Below are 16245 nucleotides of genomic sequence, written 5' to 3'. Positions count from 1 at the left end.
CGGGGCTCCACTGCTGTCGGTCCGCGGGGCGTCAGCTGACGGAGACCTCGGGCTCGCCGGACATGACGCCGTCCTTCTCCATCTGCTCGGCGATCTTCAGCGCCTCTTCGATGAGGGTCTCGACGATCTTCGACTCCGGGACGGTCTTGATGACCTCGCCCTTGACGAAGATCTGCCCCTTGCCGTTGCCGGAGGCGACTCCGAGGTCCGCCTCGCGCGCCTCGCCGGGGCCGTTGACGACACAGCCCATGACGGCGACGCGCAGTGGCACCTCCATGCCGTCGAGACCGGCGGCCACCTGGTCGGCGAGCTTGTACACATCGACCTGGGCGCGCCCGCAGGACGGGCAGGACACGATCTCCAGACGGCGCTGCTTGAGGTTGAGCGCCTCCAGGATCTGCAGGCCGACCTTGACCTCCTCGGCCGGCGGGGCCGACAGCGAGACCCGGATGGTGTCGCCGATGCCCTCGCTCAGCAGCGCGCCGAAGGCGACCGCGGACTTGATGGTGCCCTGGAAGGCCGGTCCGGCCTCCGTCACACCGAGGTGCAGGGGGTAGTCGGACTGCGCGGCGAGCTGGCGGTAGGCGTTGACCATCACGACCGGGTCGTTGTGCTTGACCGAGATCTTGATGTCGCCGAACCCGTGCTCCTCGAAGAGGGACGCCTCCCACAGGGCGGACTCGACGAGTGCCTCGGGGGTGGCCTTGCCGTACTTCTGCAGCAGGCGGGCGTCGAGCGATCCGGCGTTGACGCCGATGCGGATCGGGGTGCCGGCGGCGGAGGCCGCCTTGGCGATCTCCTTCACCTTGTCGTCGAACTGCTTGATGTTGCCCGGGTTCACCCGGACCGCCGCACATCCGGCGTCGATGGCGGCGAACACGTACTTCGGCTGGAAGTGGATGTCCGCGATCACCGGGATCTGCGACTTGCGGGCGATGGTCGCCAGCGCGTCCGCGTCGTCCTGGGTGGGGCAGGCCACCCGTACGATCTGGCAGCCCGAGGCGGTCAGCTCCGCGATCTGCTGAAGCGTCGCACCGATGTCGGAGGTCCTGGTCGTCGTCATCGACTGCACCGAGATGGGTGCGTCCCCGCCGACCGCCACTGATCCGACCTGGATCTTGCGGCTGACCCTACGGTCGGCGAGCTTCGTCGGAACGGACGGCATTCCGAGAGAAATTGCAGTCATCTGCTGTGCAACCCCAAGGTGTGGATCAAGGTCCCGAGATCGGCGGGCTCCGAGGATCGAGGTTACGTCACCTCGAAACCCCGGAGCACATCACGTCGGCGAAACCACCCCATCGCGGGCGGCCGGTGAACCGCTCGTATCAGGAAATTCGAACAGGGTTCACCACGTCCGCCACCAGGACGAGGGCGGTGAAGCAGATGAAGATCCCGGCGACGACGTACGCCACGGGCATCAGTTTGGCGACGTCGAAGGGGCCCGGGTCGGGCCGTCGGAAGACCTTCGCCACGTTGCGCCTCAGCGACTCCCACAGGGCTCCCGCGATGTGTCCGCCGTCGAGCGGCAGGAGCGGCAGCATGTTGAAGAGGAAGAGGGAGAGGTTGAACCCCGCGATGAGGAACAGCATCATCCCGACGGTGTTCTCCATGGGCAGCCCGAGCCCCAGGATCTCGCCGCCGACGCGGGCCGCGCCGACCACGCCCATCGGGGAATCGGCCTTGCGCTCCTCGCCGTTGAACGCGGCGTTCCACAGGTCGGGGACCTTGGACGGCAGGGCGATGAGCGAGTCCACGCCGGACTCGATCATGACGCCCATCCGGTCCACCGAGTCGCTGAAGGACAGCGGAGTGACGGCCGTGCCGGGGCCGAAGCCGAGGTAGCCCGCCTCGACGTACTCGTCGGCGACCGGCTGGCCCTGGGCGTCCTTCTTGGCCACCTTGTTGGCGATCAGCTCCGCCTGGAGGACCTTCTCCCGGCCGTCGCGCTCGACCGTGATCGAGGCGGGGCCGACGGTGTCGCGGATGCGCTCCGAGAGAGTGGCCCAGTCCTCGACGGGCTTGCCGTCGAAGGCGACGATCCTGTCGCCCTTCTGCAGGCCGGCGGCCTTGGCGGGCGACGCGGGGTCGCTCGTGCGGCAGTCGCGGTTCTCACTCTGCGCGACCACGCAGGGGACGACCTGGTCGACCGTGGTCGTCTGCTGGTTCAGGCCGATCGTCATGAAGACGCCGAGGAAGATCGCCACGGCGAGGATCAGGTTCATGAAGGGGCCGGCGAACATCACGATCACGCGCTTCCACGGCTTGCGCGTGTAGAAGAGGCGGGTCTCGTCGCCGGGGCGCAGTTCCTCGTACGCCGCCGAGCGGGCGTCCTCGATCATGCCGCGCCACGGGGAGGTCGACCTGGACTCTATCCTCCCGTCGGCCTTGGGCGGGAACATTCCGATCATGCGGATGTAGCCGCCGAGCGGGATCGCCTTGATGCCGTACTCCGTCTCGCCCTTGTGGCGCGACCAGATGGTGGGGCCGAAGCCGACCATGTACTGCGGCACGCGGACGCCGAAGAGCTTGGCGGTCGAGAGGTGACCGAGCTCGTGCCAGGCGATCGAGAAGAGCAGCCCGGCGAAGAAGATGACTATCCCGAGGACCGTCAACAGGACCGTCGTCATGCGCGAGCCTCCGCTGTTGCCTGTGCTGCGATTTCACGGGCCCGGGCTCGTGCCCAGGCCTCGGCTTCCAGGACGTCCGCGACCGTGAGCGAGGTTCCCGTACGGGGAGTCCCGTGCTCGGCCACGACTTCGGCGACCGTATCCACGATTCCTGTGAACGGCAGCCGCCCGGCGAGGAACGCGTCGACGCACTCCTCGTTGGCGGCATTGAACACCGCGGGGGCCGTGCCCGCGAGCGTACCGACGTGGCGGGCGAGTCCCACGGAGGGGAACGCCTCGTTGTCGAGCGGGTGGAACTCCCAGGTCGAAGCCTTGGACCAGTCGAAGGCGGGGGCGGCGTCCGGAACGCGTCCGGGCCAGCCGATGCCGATGGCGATCGGGCCGCGCATGTCGGGCGGTGTCGCCTGGGCGAGCGTCGAGCCGTCGGTGAACTCCACCATCGAGTGAACGTACGACTGGGGGTGGACGACGACCTCGATGCGGTCGAAGGGGATGTCGTAGAGGAGGTGCGCCTCGATGACCTCCAGCCCCTTGTTGACCAGGGTGGCGGAGTTGACCGTGATCACCGGGCCCATCGCCCAGGTGGGGTGGGCGAGGGCGTCCTCACGGGTGACGTGGGCGAGCTCGGCCTTCGTACGGCCGCGGAAGGGGCCGCCGGAGGCGGTGACGACGAGTTTGCGGACGTCGGCGCGGGTGCCGCCGGCGAGGGCCTGGAAGAGCGCGGCGTGCTCGGAGTCGACCGGGATGATCTGGCCGGGCTTGGCGATCGCCTTCACCAGCGGGCCGCCGACGATCAGCGACTCCTTGTTCGCGAGGGCGAGGGTGCGGCCCGCTTCGAGGGCGGCGAGGGTCGGGGCGAGGCCGATGGATCCGGTGATGCCGTTGAGCACGGTGTGGCACGGGGAGGCGGCCAGCAGGGTGGCGGCGTCGGGGCCGGCCAGGATCTCGGGGAGGGGCTCGCCGGTGCCGTACTGCTCCCCGAGCGCCTCGCGCAGGGCGGGCACGGCGTCCTCGCGGGCGACCGCGACGGTGTGGACACGCAGCTGCCGCGCCTGCTCGGCGAGCAGGCCGACCCGGCCGCCGGCCGCGGAGAGCGCGGTGACGCGGAAGCGGTCGGGGTTACGGAGCACCAGGTCGATGGCCTGGGTGCCGATGGACCCGGTGGAGCCGAGGACGACGATGTCCCGGCGGCCTTCGGACGGGTCGAAGGCGATGTGCGGGTCGGCGAGGGGGGCTGGGCTGTCGCTCATGCCCCCCATTGTCACCGCAATGGCTCACCGGCCGGACAGCGCCCGGATCAATTGGCGCCGGTCGCCGCCCGGAACTTCGCCCACTGGGCGTCCAGGACTTCCCGCGGCACTCCCCCGGTGTCCTTGGCGTCCTCGGTGCCGGGGATGTCGGCGCGGAAGGAGAGCGTGGCCGAGCCGGACCGTACGACCGTGAGGTACTCATGGAGCTTGAGCTTCCGCTTCGCGTCGAGGATCGTGAAGCGGTACGCCTCGGCCTCGTCCGCGCCGGCCCCGAAACCGGGCGCCTCGACCGGCTCGGCCTCGAGGTACGTGCCCCTGGCGACGGCCCGCTCCTCGCTGAAGCCGCCGGCGCACTCCTTGCCCGCCTTGTCGAGGTCCTTCATGACGCGGGCCGCGTCGCCGTCTCCGTACGAGCGGAGCTGGACGTCGACGGTGAGGCCGAGCGTCGCACCGGGGTCGTCGACCTTGCGGCTCACCTCGGTCCTCAGGTCGTAGTCGGTGACGTCGGCGGCGAGGCTGACGAGGGGCTGGCAGACGGCGGGGTCGGCGGTGTAGTCGTCGCCGTGGGGAGCGCCGAGGGTGAGCTCGGACGCGGTGTACCCGCCGACCGTCTCCCCGTCGGTGAAGGACGCGGCGGTGAGCTGCGCCTCGGTGAGCACCTTGGGCCCCCTCGCGCTCGCGGTGGTCCCGGCCCGGCCCCCGGGCTTCTTGTCGTCCTGGCCGTCGTCGCCTCCGCCACCGCCCCCGCCACCGTCGCCGCCGCACGCGACCGCGCCCGCGAACAGGACACCGCCCATCGCGAGAGCCGCCCCGCGCCGCAGCCTGCCTTGCTTACCCGCCCCGAACATGCCTGACCTCTGGTTCTGTTGATGCGTGAGTGACCGCACGGTGGTGGTGCACGGGGCGGCCGGCTCCATGGCTCCGCCCCTCCCGGTCCCGTAGAGACCCGTAGAGACCCGTACAGAGAGGCCTTCCCCTTGAACACCGAACGAATCGATCCGCCCCTGACCGCGGGTGAGCGCGAGACGCTGCGTGCCTTTCTCGACTTCCACCGCGCGACGCTCGCCATGAAGTGCGACGGGCTGACCGACGAGGAGCTGCGCCGGCGGTCGATGCCGCCGTCGACGCTGTCACTGCTGGGGCTGGTGCGTCACATGGCCGAGGTGGAGCGGGCGTGGTTCCGGCGGGTGATCAACGGCGAGGACATACCGCTGGTGTGGTCGGACGAGGGCGACTTCCAGGTGGCGTACGACGCCGGTTCCGCCACGCGGTCGGAGGCGTTCGCGGCCTGGCAGGCGGAGGTCGGGCACGCGCGCCGCATCGAGCGGGAGGCGGCGTCGCTGGACGTGACCGGCCACCTGGCGAAGACGGGCGAGGACGTGTCGCTGCGGCTGGTGATGCTGCACCTGATGCACGAGTACGCCCGGCACAACGGCCATGCCGACTTCCTCCGGGAGGGCATCGACGGGGCCGTCGGGGCGTGAGGCGGGCGGCGTGCGGCGGGCTCCGGCGTGGGCGGTGGCACCGCTCCGTCCGCGGGCTACCCGGTTCGCCGCAGCGCCGCGAGGACCTCGTGGAAGGCCGGGAAGGTGTTCCGTACGCAGCCGGGGCCGTCGAACGTGACGCCGGGCGCGGCGCGCGGTGACGTGACCGGGAAGGACATCGCCATGCGGGGGTCGCCGTGCGTCGCGGTCTCGGCGGGGCGGGGGTGCCGGGCCGGATCTCGATCCAGTCGGGGCCGGTGGCGACCGTGATGCCCATCCGGCGCAGGTTCTCCGCGCACGCCTCCAGCCGGTCGCACTCCTTCACGCGGGTGTTGGCCACGTCCTCGACACGGGCCGGTCCGGCGGCGTACGGCGCGATGGCCGCCGGCGCCGGCACGGGCGGCGGACCGTTTCGCCCTGTGGACGTACCGGCGTCCGGCGGGGCGGCCGGCCTTCCGCCGGCCGCCCCGCCGGGCTGCGGGTGCGCGGGTTCCTCAGCGGATCGGGCGGTGGACGTTCTCCCGCTGCGAGGGGCCGGGGGCGGCCTCGGCGATCCAGGGGCCTTCGCCGCTCGGGTCGATGATGCCGGCCTCCAGCCAGGTGTACGTGCCGGACAGGACGCCCTTGACGACCTTGTGGTCGAGGTCGTCGGTGTTGGTCCACAGCCGGTTGAAGAGTTCTTCGGTGCGGATGCGGGACTGGCGGCAGAAGACGTCGGCCAGTTGGTACGCCTCGCGGCCGTGATCCGTGGTCGTACGCAGGAGTTCGGCGCGTACGCAGGCCGCGCTCATCGCGAAGAGCTCCGCGCCGATGTCGACGATGCGGCCGAGGAAGCCCTGCTTCGTCTCCATGCGGCCCTGCCAGCGGGACATGGCGTAGAAGGTGGAGCGGGCGAGTTTGCGGGCCGTGCGTTCGGCGTAGCGGAGGTGGACCGAGAGGTCCGGGTGGCCCGCCGGGTGGAATTCGGCGTACGAGCGGGGGAGCTGGCCGGGGCCGGTGACCAGCTTCGGGAGCCACTTGGCGTAGAAGCCCGCCGCGTTCGCGCCCGCCTTCGCCTTCGCCGACAGGGGCTTGTCGGGGTCGATGATGTCGCCCGCGACCTTGAGGTGGGCGTCGACCGCCTCGCGCGCGATCAGCAGGTGCATGATCTCGGTCGAGCCCTCGAAGATGCGGTTGATGCGCAGGTCGCGCAGGATCTGCTCGGCGGGGACGGCCCGCTCGCCGCGCGCCGCCAGGGAGTCCGCCGTCTCGAAGCCCCGGCCGCCGCGGATCTGGACCAGTTCATCGGCCATCAGACAGGCCATCTCGCTGCCGTACAGCTTGGCGAGGGCCGCCTCGATGCGGATGTCGTTGCGGTCCTCGTCGGCCATCTGCGAGCAGAGGTCCAGGACCGCTTCGAGGGCGAAGGTGGTGGCGGCGATGAAGGAGATCTTCGAGCCGACGGCCTCGTGGAGGGCGACCGGCTTGCCCCACTGCTCGCGCACCGACGACCACTCGCGGGCGATCTTCAGGCACCACTTGCCCGCGCCGACGCACATCGCGGGCAGGGACAGACGGCCGGTGTTGAGCGTGGTGAGGGCGATCTTGAGGCCGGCGCCCTCCGGGCCGATGCGGTTCGCGGCGGGGACCCGTACCTGGTGGAAGCGGGTGACGCCGTTCTCCAGGCCGCGCAGGCCCATGAAGGCGTTGCGGTTCTCGACGGTGACGCCCGGGGAGTCGGCCTCCACCACGAAGGCGGTGATGCCGCCCTTGTGCCCCTCGGACGCCGGGACGCGCGCCATGACGACGAGCAGGTCGGCGACCACGCCGTTCGTCGTCCAGAGCTTCACGCCGTCCATGACGTACGTGTCGCCGTCGGGCACGGCCGTGGTCGCGAGCCGGGCCGGGTCGGAGCCCACGTCGGGCTCGGTGAGGAGGAAGGCGGAGATGTCGGTGCGGGCGAGGCGCGGGAGGAAGGCGTCCCTCTGCTCCTGCGTGCCGAAGAGTTTGAGCGGCTGCGGTACGCCGATCGACTGATGCGCCGACAGGAGGGCGCCGATGGCCGGGTTCGCCGAGCCGACGAGCGCGAGGGCCTTGTTGTAGTACACCTGGGTGAGGCCGAGACCGCCGTACTTGGTGTCGATCTTCATGCCGAGCGCGCCGAGCTCCTTGAGCCCGTTGACCACCTCGTCGGGGATCTTCGCTTCGCGGTCGATCCGCGCGCCGTCGATCTTCGTCTCGCAGAAGTCCCGCAGTTTGGCGAGGAACGCCTCGCCGCGCGCGGTGTCGTCCGGCGGCGGCATCGGGTGGGGGTGGATCAGGTCGAGCCGGAGGCGGCCGAGGAAGAGTTCCTTGGCGAAGCTGGGCTTGCGCCAGTCCTGTTCGCGCGCGGCCTCGGCGACCTGGCGCGCTTCGCGCTCGGAGACCTTGGGCTGCTGGGTCGGTTGTGCGGACATGAGGAGCTCACCTCGCCGCGAGTCGGGGCCCGGCCGGTCGCATTACCGCCCGGTTTTACTCGTCCGTATCTACCCGATTCCCGGCATCCTCACCACCCCTGGCACACCGATCGGTTCGCGGGGCAAGGAAACGGCCGGAGCCCCCGCACAGTGCGTTCCTCACGCCGCCCCTGACCTGCGGTTTCGCTCTGACCTGCACGAACGGCCCAACACTTCGGCCCGCATCTCCACTCATCCGACCGCATCTCTTCGCATACGCCCCCACCTATGTTCCCGCGGGAACACCCTGGGGAACACCCACTTCGGAAGCACTCGAGACTCGCAGGCGTCCTCAACACAGCAGCAGAGCGCCCAGCGGGTCTTCCCTAGGGCCAGTTCACGAGGCCCGAGGGCGTCTGGGCTCACAGTTCCCCTTGGCCATACTCCCGCGTCGGCTAAGAGGTCCTGCGAAGAAGGGTTTCGGGCCTACACACCGAGGCCATGAAGCACGCAGGACAAGGTCATATGACCCATGGAGCTGGGAGTGGCGTCGGCTCCGGTGTCTCGCAGGCTGCGGCGAACCCGTGAAGCGCAATGTGCATGCGTGGGTGGAGCTCTGCGGAACGCGGTCCGGCAGTTGGCTCTCTGCCACCCGCATAGACGCGGGAAGGGGATTCGCCGACCCGCTTCCAACCCCTGTCGGTGAGTCGCTGTACATGCTGGGAGCCGCACACCGGGCTTGCCTGGACGCGGCGGTCGACCTGCTCCGACAGCGACGCGCCGTCTTCGATCACCCTCTCCAGGAAGCGTTCGTCGACGTACCTCCGCATGGGCAGGCACACACCAACTGGCTACCCGTGCAACGCGGCCGGTGTCCCTTCTGCCAGGACCTGCACCCGAACCCGACCAAGGAGCACATCTACCCAAAGTGGCTGATCAAGGAGCTGCGTCGGCTGGGCATGAGGAACAGTTCGACCGATCCCCGACAGCGAAAGATCGAATGGCCTACCACTCCGGTGTGCCAGCAGTGCAACAACAACTGGATGTCGGTTCTCGATAACGATGCCTCTTCGATCTTGCTGCCCATGTTCTTCACCACACGTCTCGTGAGTGAGCAAGAGCAGGTTCGACTGGCTCTGTGGGCGGCCATGAAGGCGGTGTTGTTCGACTCTGCCGGCGAGGCTGTGATCCCTCACGGATTCGGTCAGAGCCTGGAGATCTTCCGTCGTCCGCACCCCGGCATGCACGTATGGATCGCTGCGTATCACGACGTCAATCCCCTGTCCCTGGTTGTTCGGCCCATTTACGCGTCTCAGGAGACTGATGGGGGGCGTGACCAGCTCAACGGTTGGTGCGCCACCTTTTCCGTGCTGCGAGTCGCCTTTCAGGTCTTCATCCCGTTCGTGGAAGGAGACCTCGCTCCGCTCCCGGACTTTCACGGCTCGGTGGTCAGGTTGTGGCCCCCGTCGGGCGAGGTTCTGGACTGGCCGCCGCCGTACTACTTCGACAGCAAGTCCATCAACGGCCTCGCGGCACGGATCAACGACAACCGGGAGGCCGTTCAGGTGGAGGTCACCCTCATCGAGGCTGTTCGGGAACCCGGGCCGCCTGGCACTGCACCTAACCCGTAGGCCGGGACCCCGGGACCAGGCGACTCCGGAGTGCTTCAGCGCAGGGCTGCGAGTACCCGAGCCCGCAAGGTCTCTTTTTCGATCGTGTCTGCGTAGCGCCAGGCCGCAGCCGTGACCTCCTCTTCCTGGAGCTCAACCGCCTCGGTGTGGGTGCGGAAGATGTAGCGGAAGTCGAAGTGGCGGTGGCCGGGCTCGTCTTTGGCCGGGTTGGCGGGGATGTGGTGGGCGTCGATGTGGAGGGGACGGTGGCCAGCGGGGATGAGCGCCGAGGCCGGGATGCCAGTCTCCTCGGTGAGCTCGCGCTGTGCGGCTTCGAGGAGGCTCCCGTCCTGGGGTTCCAGGTGACCTCCGGGGAGGAGCCAGCGGTTCAGCGCACGGTGCTTGATCAGGAGGATGCGGCCGGCGGGGTCGGCGAGGATCACTCCAACGGTGGCGTGGCCGTCGAAGGTCTTGCGGCTGGTGACGTCGTGGTCGGCGTCGAGCAGTTCACCGATGGGCGAGAGGCGCCACTTCTCGTCGGGGTGCGCGTCGAGGTACTCGTCGAGCGTCTCACGGATGTGGCCGGGCTTGATGGGCAAGGCATCTCCTCAGTGGTGGAAGCAGTCGAGCCAGGTCGCGGCGATGGCGGCGCGGTCGGTGGGGCTGATCTCGTGCATGCCGGGCTCCAGGCCGCCACGGGCGAGGGCGGCGGAGGCGGCGAGTATCTCGGCCTGGACGAGGAAGATGAACGGGCCCACGCTGGCGCCGTGCAGGAAGTTGACGGCGTTGCCACCGTTGAGCAGGTCGAAGTGGTGGTCGACGGTCAGGTAGCGGGTGACGTGCTCGCCGACGTGGACGCGCTGATAAATCGGCGGCAGCCCTGCGAGGTCGAGCTCGTCCTCGCTGCTGGTCACCGTGGCGACGTAGGCGCCGACGCGCAGCCTCGGGAAGTCCTGGCCCCGGAGTGCCAGGGAGCCGGTGGCGCACAGGACCAGTCCAGCCTCGGCGAGGCTGGACTCGCGGTCGGAGGTCACCACGAAGCCCTGCGAGAGGGCCTGGGTGCGCTTGACGGGGTCGATGTCGTGGACGGTGACATGCACGCCCTTGCCGTGGAGCAGGCGAGCAATACTTGAGCCGAGTTTGCCAAAGCCGATCACGAGGGCAGAGCGGCCGATCAGGATGTCGCCACGGGAGCGCATGAGCGCCTCGGTCGAGAAGACGATCGACTGGCCGACGAGGTAGTCCTCGGGGTCCTTCAGGGGCGAGCGGGCCACGGAGACGACGGGGCAGGGCAGCTTGTCGAGTTCGGCGTACCGGCGATGGCCGTTCTCGGTGTCCTCGACGACGCCGAGGAGCCGGCCGGAGAAGCGGTCGCAGAGCACACCGAGCGTATGGGCGAAGTAGCCGCCGACGTCCAGCAGTACGACCGGCCGGCCCGCTGCCCGTGCCTCCAGGAAGCCGAGTGCCCGGTCGGGGTCGGCGAACAGCTCACGGGACAGTTCGGCGCAGCCGTATCCGTCCTCCTCGATCTGGCGAAGGGCGTGCGGGTCGACCGACTTCGGCTTGGGCAGGACGGTCCGCAGGTCGGTGACCGTGCCCACGCCGCGCACGAAGGCCGGCCGCTCGGGCAGCACGTGTGTGATCAGGACCGAGGCAGGGCGTTCAGCGGGCATGAACCGTCGGGCGATGCGCTCGAAGTACGTGTCGAGACGGGCCCGTTCCAGTGTGTCCATGGTGGTGTCTCCTCTGGGACGGCGGTCAGGTGTCGCACAGGGTCGGTGTGCTGTGGCCCCAGGGCGCGGCGAAGGGCAGCGGGGTCGGTCAGGGTCTCGTCGTCGGGCAGCTCACACCATCCGCCGGTGTGACCGTCCGAGCAGGTGGGGTCCGGTGCCACGAGCCAGGAACCGGTCCCAAGCAGGTGCACGGGCAGGTCTTGCCAGAGGCCGCCGCTCCCGGTGGGTACGGCGAAGTACAGGCGTTGGCTCAGGCGGTCGTACAGCACAGGACCGAGTTCCTCCTCGGCAGCCCGGAGCCGGGCGAGTGCGAGGAAGCCCGTCTCGGCCGGTACCCGCACCGCGTCCCAGTCCTGACCGGGAGGAAGAAGGCGGAGGTCGGGGAGCTTGTCTACGTGGGCGGCGCTCCTCAGGGAATCGCGGAGGGACATCAGGCTCCTCCGCGTTGCCGGACGACCGGCCGCGCCTCAGCCGAACGCACCCTGTCAGGTCGGGGGCTGATTCTGCGGACGACGATCAGGGAGGCCCCGGTCTTCTCGATGCGGTGCCCGCGCTCGGCAGCGAGCCCCTTCGGCCCCAGGTGGCTGCGCGAGGGCACGACCACTCCGTAGATGCCGGCCAGGGCGAGCACGTCGAGGAGGCCGACGAAGGCCGGGGCGAGCGGATTCGTGGTCGCCTCGCGCTCCGTGAAGACGCCGTGCAACGACAGCTCATGCTGAAGGCAGTACTCGGCAAGGGAGTCGATCAAGGCCGCGTGCCGGGCTGCCGAGCCCGCCGTATGGCGCAGGTAGCCGTAGACGTGGACCTCACCGACCTCGCGGTGTTCCGTGATGTGTTCCATGCATTGAGCGTCCCGGTGACTGAACGGCCTCGAAATGACCGTCTGTTGTACTTCCGTTGCACTTCCCACCCCTCACGTGCGCTCGGCGTGCTTCGATACGCGGCGGAGGGAGGCAGCCCGTGGTCAGCGTGCAGCAGTGGACCGGCCGAGAGGCCAAAGCTCTGCGCTCGGCGCTCCGGATGAGCACCCGCACCTTTGCGGAGCACCTGGGCGTAGCGCTGCGCACCGTGGCCAAGTGGGAGAAACACGGTGCCGACACTCACCCGCGCCCCGACACGCAGGCCATCCTCGACACCGCTCTCGCCCGCGCCGACGAAGCTGCGCACGCGCGCTTCGACGAGGCGTTGCACGGCCGGCGGGCCGCCCCGTCCGTGGATCACGAGGCATGGACAGAGGACATCGACCGCGCCATCGTCTGCCTCAGCCACCAGCGGTTCACCTTCGCCTCGGACCTGCTGAACAGGTGGCTGGGCCGCCACGAGCCGCGCGGCCTCGACGACAAGGGCGCCTATCTCTACGGCCGTTCCCTCGTCCTCCTCGGAGACTTACAGCGCGACCAGGGCGCCATCCTCGGGCCGCTCTCCGCACGCCACTCCTACCTGCGCGCGCATGGACTGTTCCACGACCTGGCCATCCCTCGGCGCACAGCTCAAATCGAGCTCTCCCTCGCCGTGGTCACGGAGATGGCCGGGCAGCTCGAAGCCTCGGCCCGCCGGTACGAGCAGTTGGCCGCCGACGATCGCCTCAGCCACCGCGACCGGGCCCGCGCCCGTCTCTGGGTGGGCACGGCACTCAGCAAGCACGGCAACAACGAGTACGCCACCCAGGTCATGCGCTCCGCGATCAGGGACTTCGAGGAACTGGGCGAGCCCGAGGACTGGTCGGTCGCCCACCAGAAGCTCGCCCTCGCTCATCGCGGGGCCGGCGAGCTCGGCCAGGCACTGCGCTACATCAGCATCGCCCGCTCGACCGGATCCGTCGACTCCCCCATGCAGCACGTCCGGCTGGACACCGCGTACTCGCACATCCTTCTGTCCGACCCAGCCACCCGCGATGATGGGTTGACCGTTCTCGACGACGCGGCGCGCATGGCCTCCCAGCACGGCCTGAGCCACCAGCTCCGCAGCATCGAGGGAATCCGGCGGTCGTACGACGACCCGCGGACTCTCGTGTCGAGGTGAAGGCAGCGATGATCGAGGGAGTCCCCCGTGCCGGACCGCACAGAGCGCACCATTACCAACGAGCAGTGGAACGACGCCGTGCTGATCTGGCGCTATCACCAGATGAGCCACGAGGTACGGCCCTGCTCGGCGGCCATCGGCCTGGGCAGCCACGACCTCGGCGTCGCCACCACCACCGCCGACCTCTATGGGACCGGCTTGTTCCCCGTCGTCGTCTTCAGCGGTGGAAACAGCCCGACCACCGCGGCCCGCTTCCCGCGCGGCGAAGCAGTCCACTACCGCGAGCACGCTCTCGACCTGGGTGTCCCCGACGAAGCGATCCTGCTGGAGACCATGGCCGGGAACACAGGCCAGAACATCACGCTGTCCCGTGAGGTGCTGCGCGAGGCTGGCGTGGAGGTGGAGTCGCTGCTCCTGATCTCCAAGCCGTACATGGAGCGCCGCTCGTACGCCACCTGCCGCAAGCTCTGGCCGGAGGTCGAGGTCGTCTGTGCCTCCGAGCCGCTGGAGTTCGACGACTACATCAAGTCCATCGGCGACGAAAAGCTCGTCGTCGACATGCTCGTGGGTGACCTGCAACGGGTCATCGAGTACCCGGCGCTCGGCTTCGCCGTCGAGCAGGACGTACCGAGGGATGTCCATGACGCGTACGAGCGCCTCCTGCGCGCCGGTTTCGACAGCAGGCTCATCAGCTCCTGACACCGGCACCGTCCCTCCGGGGGCGGTGTGCGCGATCCACCAGCCGAACTTCTTCCCACGGCTGTCCACGCTGGCGAAGCTGTTTGCATCGGACGTGTGGATCGTCCTGGACGGCGTCCAGTTCGCCCGCCGGGACTACCAGCACCGGGCCCGGCTGGCCGCCCTGGCAGACCCTGGCGACAGGCGGTGGCTGTCCCTGGCCACCCACCTGCCGCAGGGCCGCAGCACGCTGATCCGCGATGCGCGGCGTGCCGATCCCGAACGCTGTCGCCAGCGGGTCCAGCAGCTCACCCACCAGGCGTACGGGCGGAGCTCGAACTGGCCCGCCGTGAAGGCGGTCGTGGACCGTGCGCTGGAGGAGTTCAACTCCACGAAGCGGACGGCTGCTGTCGCCGAGGCGTCGACGTTGGCGCTTCTGACGGCCGTGGAGTGGTCCGGGACGGTCGTCCGCAGCAGTGCACTGACCGCTCGCACCGGCCGATCTACGCGCCTCGCGGACCTCACTGCGGCAGCGCACTGCAGGACGTACCTGTGCGGCCGCGGCGGCATGCGCTACGTCGAGCACCGTGCCTTCTCGGACGTCGACGTGGCCGTCGTGCCCTTCCTGCCACCGGAGAGATCGGTGCCGCCGTGGGAGCATGCGCAATCCATCAGCGCCCTGTGGGCCTTGGCTGCGGTGGGCGCTCGTGGAGTGCGCCACCAGTTGCAGGACGCTGCTTCCCGCGCGCGTGGAGCGTAGCGACGGGTCGCGGAAGCACGCTCAACTTGGCCAAGACCGTTGGGCCGGTGTTCCCACGCGTTCTGGAGATTCAGCCGAGATCCGACGCTTTTCGCAGGTCAGGGCAGGGAAAAGGGGAACGGCCGGAGCCCCCGCACAGTGGGCTCCGGCCGTGGCTCAGGTGTCGTACGAGATCAGAGGGCGAGGCCGGTGAGGACCATGACCCGCTCGTACGTGTAGTCGTCCATCGCGTACCGCACGCCCTCGCGGCCGACGCCGGACTGCTTGACGCCGCCGTACGGCATCTGGTCCGCGCGGTACGAGGGGACGTCGCCGACGACCACGCCGCCGACCTCCAGCTCGCGGTGGGCGCGGAAGGCCGTCTGGAGGTCGTGCGTGAACACGCCCGCCTGGAGGCCGTACTTGGAGTCGTTGACCGCGGCGAACGCCTCGGCCTCGCCGTCGACCCTGCGCACCGTCAGGACCGGGCCGAAGACCTCCTCGCAGGAGATCGTGGTGTCGGCCGGTACGTCGGCGAGCACGGTCGGGGCGTACGACGCGCCGTCGCGCTTGCCGCCGGTGAGCAGCGTCGCGCCCGCCTTGACGGCCTCCTCGACCCACGACTCGACGCGCTTGGCGGCGTCCTCGCTGACCAGCGGGCCGACGTCGGTGGCGGCGTCGTTCGGGTCGCCGGTCACCTGGGCCTCGACGGCCGCGACGATCTTCGGGACGAGACGCTCGTACACGGACGCGTCGGCGATCACGCGCTGCACGGAGATGCAGGACTGGCCGGCCTGGTAGTTCGAGAAGGTCGCGATGCGGGTCGCGGCCCAGTCCAGGTCCTCGTCCGAGGCCCAGTCGGCCAGGACGACGGCCGCGCCGTTGCCGCCGAGCTCCAGGGTGCAGTGCTTGCGCGGCACCGAGTCCATGATCGCGTAGCCGACGGTCTCGGAACCGGTGAAGGAGATGACGGGCAGGCGCTCGTCCTGGACCAGCGCCGGCATCTTGTCGTTGGCGACGGGCAGGACGGACCAGGAACCGGCCGGGAGGTCGGTCTCGGCGAGCAGCTCACCCAGGATCAGGCCGGACAGCGGCGTCGCGGGCGCCGGCTTGAGGATGATCGGGGCGCCGACGGCGATGGCCGGGGCGACCTTGTGGGCGCACAGGTTCAGCGGGAAGTTGAAGGGCGCGATGCCGAGGACGGTGCCGCGGGGGAAGCGGCGCGTCAGGGCGAGGCGGCCGGTGCCGCCGGCGTCGGTGTCGAGGCGCTGGGCCTCGCCGCCGTTGAAGCGGCGGGCCTCCTCGGCGGCGAACCGGAACACGGACACGGCGCGGCCGACTTCACCGCGCGCCCACTTGATCGGCTTGCCGTTCTCGGCGGAGATCAGCTGGGCGATCTCTTCGGTGCGCTCGGCGAGACGCTTGCTGACGTGGTCGAGGGCGGCGGCGCGGACGTGCGCGGGGGTCGCCGCGAACTCGGCCTCGACGGCGTACGCGGCCGCGACGGCCTCTTCGACCTGCGCGTCGGTGGGGATGCTCACCGACGCGACGAGCCGCCCGTCCCAGGGGGACGTGACGTCGAACGCGTCCTCGCCGGTGGCCTGGCGGCCGGCGAGCCAGAAGGCGTGGGGGGAAGTCATGTCGTTTCCGGCCCTTCCGAGGGGGTGGGTGCTGATGTCCCCCACGGT

The 16245-nt window shown here is 69.7% G+C and carries 14 protein-coding genes and 1 pseudogene; 5 read left to right on the top strand and 10 right to left on the bottom strand.

Annotated features, from left to right (window positions below; genetic code table 11):
• Positions 1-31: 31 nt before the first annotated feature.
• From ispG to ACWDZ4_RS25075, 4 genes are all read right to left on the bottom strand, one after another.
• Complete coding sequence (gene ispG, locus ACWDZ4_RS25090) at positions 32-1186, bottom strand: flavodoxin-dependent (E)-4-hydroxy-3-methylbut-2-enyl-diphosphate synthase (RefSeq protein ID WP_451510637.1); 1155 nt, start codon at positions 1184-1186, stop codon at positions 32-34.
• Between the two features lie 139 nt (positions 1187-1325).
• Complete coding sequence (locus ACWDZ4_RS25085) at positions 1326-2627, bottom strand: M50 family metallopeptidase (protein ID WP_451510636.1); 1302 nt, start codon at positions 2625-2627, stop codon at positions 1326-1328.
• The gene (gene dxr, locus ACWDZ4_RS25080) at positions 2624-3877 is read right to left on the bottom strand and encodes a 1-deoxy-D-xylulose-5-phosphate reductoisomerase (protein WP_451510635.1); all 1254 of its coding nucleotides are present in this window, start codon (positions 3875-3877) and stop codon (positions 2624-2626) included. The genes ACWDZ4_RS25085 and dxr overlap by 4 nt, the downstream gene beginning before the upstream one ends.
• A 47-nt stretch (positions 3878-3924) precedes the next feature.
• Positions 3925-4725, bottom strand: a complete 801-nt coding sequence (locus tag ACWDZ4_RS25075) for a hypothetical protein (protein WP_451510634.1) — start codon at positions 4723-4725, stop codon at positions 3925-3927.
• A gap of 129 nt (positions 4726-4854) precedes the next feature.
• Here ACWDZ4_RS25075 and ACWDZ4_RS25070 point away from each other — a divergent pair, with 129 nt between their 5' ends.
• Positions 4855-5361: a DinB family protein gene (locus tag ACWDZ4_RS25070; protein ID WP_451510633.1), complete on the top strand. Its 507-nt coding sequence runs from the start codon at positions 4855-4857 to the stop codon at positions 5359-5361.
• Positions 5362-5417: 56 nt separating this feature from the next.
• Here ACWDZ4_RS25070 and ACWDZ4_RS25065 read toward each other — a convergent pair.
• Together ACWDZ4_RS25065 and ACWDZ4_RS25060 are read right to left on the bottom strand one after the other, a co-directional pair.
• Positions 5418-5758 (bottom strand): annotated as a pseudogene (locus ACWDZ4_RS25065) (3-phosphoshikimate 1-carboxyvinyltransferase); the annotation flags it as partial.
• Positions 5759-5855: 97 nt separating this feature from the next.
• Positions 5856-7796, bottom strand: a complete 1941-nt coding sequence (locus ACWDZ4_RS25060; RefSeq protein WP_451510632.1) for an acyl-CoA dehydrogenase family protein — start codon at positions 7794-7796, stop codon at positions 5856-5858.
• Between the two features lie 563 nt (positions 7797-8359).
• Between ACWDZ4_RS25060 and ACWDZ4_RS25055 the strand changes: the two genes are divergently transcribed.
• Complete coding sequence (locus ACWDZ4_RS25055) at positions 8360-9406, top strand: hypothetical protein (RefSeq protein ID WP_451510631.1); 1047 nt, start codon at positions 8360-8362, stop codon at positions 9404-9406.
• A 35-nt stretch (positions 9407-9441) separates the two neighbouring features.
• On the opposite strand, the gene ACWDZ4_RS25050 is transcribed toward ACWDZ4_RS25055, so the two are convergent.
• The 3 genes from ACWDZ4_RS25050 to ACWDZ4_RS25040 form a co-directional block, all read right to left on the bottom strand.
• Complete coding sequence (locus ACWDZ4_RS25050) at positions 9442-9984, bottom strand: NUDIX hydrolase (RefSeq protein ID WP_451510630.1); 543 nt, start codon at positions 9982-9984, stop codon at positions 9442-9444.
• A gap of 9 nt (positions 9985-9993) precedes the next feature.
• On the bottom strand, positions 9994-11118 hold the full coding sequence (locus ACWDZ4_RS25045; protein WP_451510629.1) for an adenosylhomocysteinase: 1125 nt from the start codon (positions 11116-11118) through the stop codon (positions 9994-9996).
• Positions 11119-11548: 430 nt separating this feature from the next.
• Positions 11549-11959 carry a hypothetical protein gene (locus tag ACWDZ4_RS25040; RefSeq protein ID WP_451510628.1) on the bottom strand — a complete coding sequence of 137 codons (411 nt, stop codon included), beginning with the start codon at positions 11957-11959 and terminating at the stop codon, positions 11549-11551.
• A 119-nt stretch (positions 11960-12078) separates the two neighbouring features.
• Between ACWDZ4_RS25040 and ACWDZ4_RS25035 the strand changes: the two genes are divergently transcribed.
• The 3 genes from ACWDZ4_RS25035 to ACWDZ4_RS25025 are packed head-to-tail and all read left to right on the top strand — an operon-like array spanning position 12079 to position 14578.
• Positions 12079-13140 carry a helix-turn-helix domain-containing protein gene (locus ACWDZ4_RS25035; RefSeq protein WP_451510627.1) on the top strand — a complete coding sequence of 354 codons (1062 nt, stop codon included), beginning with the start codon at positions 12079-12081 and terminating at the stop codon, positions 13138-13140.
• A 27-nt stretch (positions 13141-13167) separates the two neighbouring features.
• Positions 13168-13839 (top strand): YdcF family protein, encoded by a 672-nt coding sequence (locus ACWDZ4_RS25030; protein WP_451510626.1) that lies wholly within the window; start codon positions 13168-13170, stop codon positions 13837-13839.
• Entirely contained in the window at positions 13781-14578 is a 798-nt protein-coding gene (locus tag ACWDZ4_RS25025; RefSeq protein ID WP_451510625.1) for a WbqC family protein, read from the top strand. The genes ACWDZ4_RS25030 and ACWDZ4_RS25025 overlap by 59 nt, the downstream gene beginning before the upstream one ends.
• Positions 14579-14751: 173 nt before the next feature.
• On the opposite strand, the gene ACWDZ4_RS25020 is transcribed toward ACWDZ4_RS25025, so the two are convergent.
• Positions 14752-16197 carry an aldehyde dehydrogenase family protein gene (locus tag ACWDZ4_RS25020; protein WP_451510624.1) on the bottom strand — a complete coding sequence of 482 codons (1446 nt, stop codon included), beginning with the start codon at positions 16195-16197 and terminating at the stop codon, positions 14752-14754.
• Positions 16198-16245 lie beyond the last annotated feature (48 nt).

It is taken from the genome of Streptomyces sp. NPDC003016, assembly GCF_053591455.1.
This window is presented reverse-complemented; position numbering and strand designations above follow the sequence as displayed.

Coding starts and splice junctions, on each gene's coding strand:
- ACWDZ4_RS25020 (WP_451510624.1), bottom strand. CDS start 16,197: ATGACTTCCCCCCACGCCTTCTGGCTCGCCGGCCGCCAGGCCACCGGC.
- ACWDZ4_RS25025 (WP_451510625.1), top strand. CDS start 13,781: ATGACGCGTACGAGCGCCTCCTGCGCGCCGGTTTCGACAGCAGGCTCA.
- ACWDZ4_RS25085 (WP_451510636.1), bottom strand. CDS start 2,627: ATGACGACGGTCCTGTTGACGGTCCTCGGGATAGTCATCTTCTTCGCC.
- dxr (WP_451510635.1), bottom strand. CDS start 3,877: ATGAGCGACAGCCCAGCCCCCCTCGCCGACCCGCACATCGCCTTCGAC.
- ACWDZ4_RS25045 (WP_451510629.1), bottom strand. CDS start 11,118: ATGGACACACTGGAACGGGCCCGTCTCGACACGTACTTCGAGCGCATC.
- ACWDZ4_RS25040 (WP_451510628.1), bottom strand. CDS start 11,959: ATGGAACACATCACGGAACACCGCGAGGTCGGTGAGGTCCACGTCTAC.
- ACWDZ4_RS25075 (WP_451510634.1), bottom strand. CDS start 4,725: ATGTTCGGGGCGGGTAAGCAAGGCAGGCTGCGGCGCGGGGCGGCTCTC.
- ispG (WP_451510637.1), bottom strand. CDS start 1,186: ATGACTGCAATTTCTCTCGGAATGCCGTCCGTTCCGACGAAGCTCGCC.
- ACWDZ4_RS25060 (WP_451510632.1), bottom strand. CDS start 7,796: ATGTCCGCACAACCGACCCAGCAGCCCAAGGTCTCCGAGCGCGAAGCG.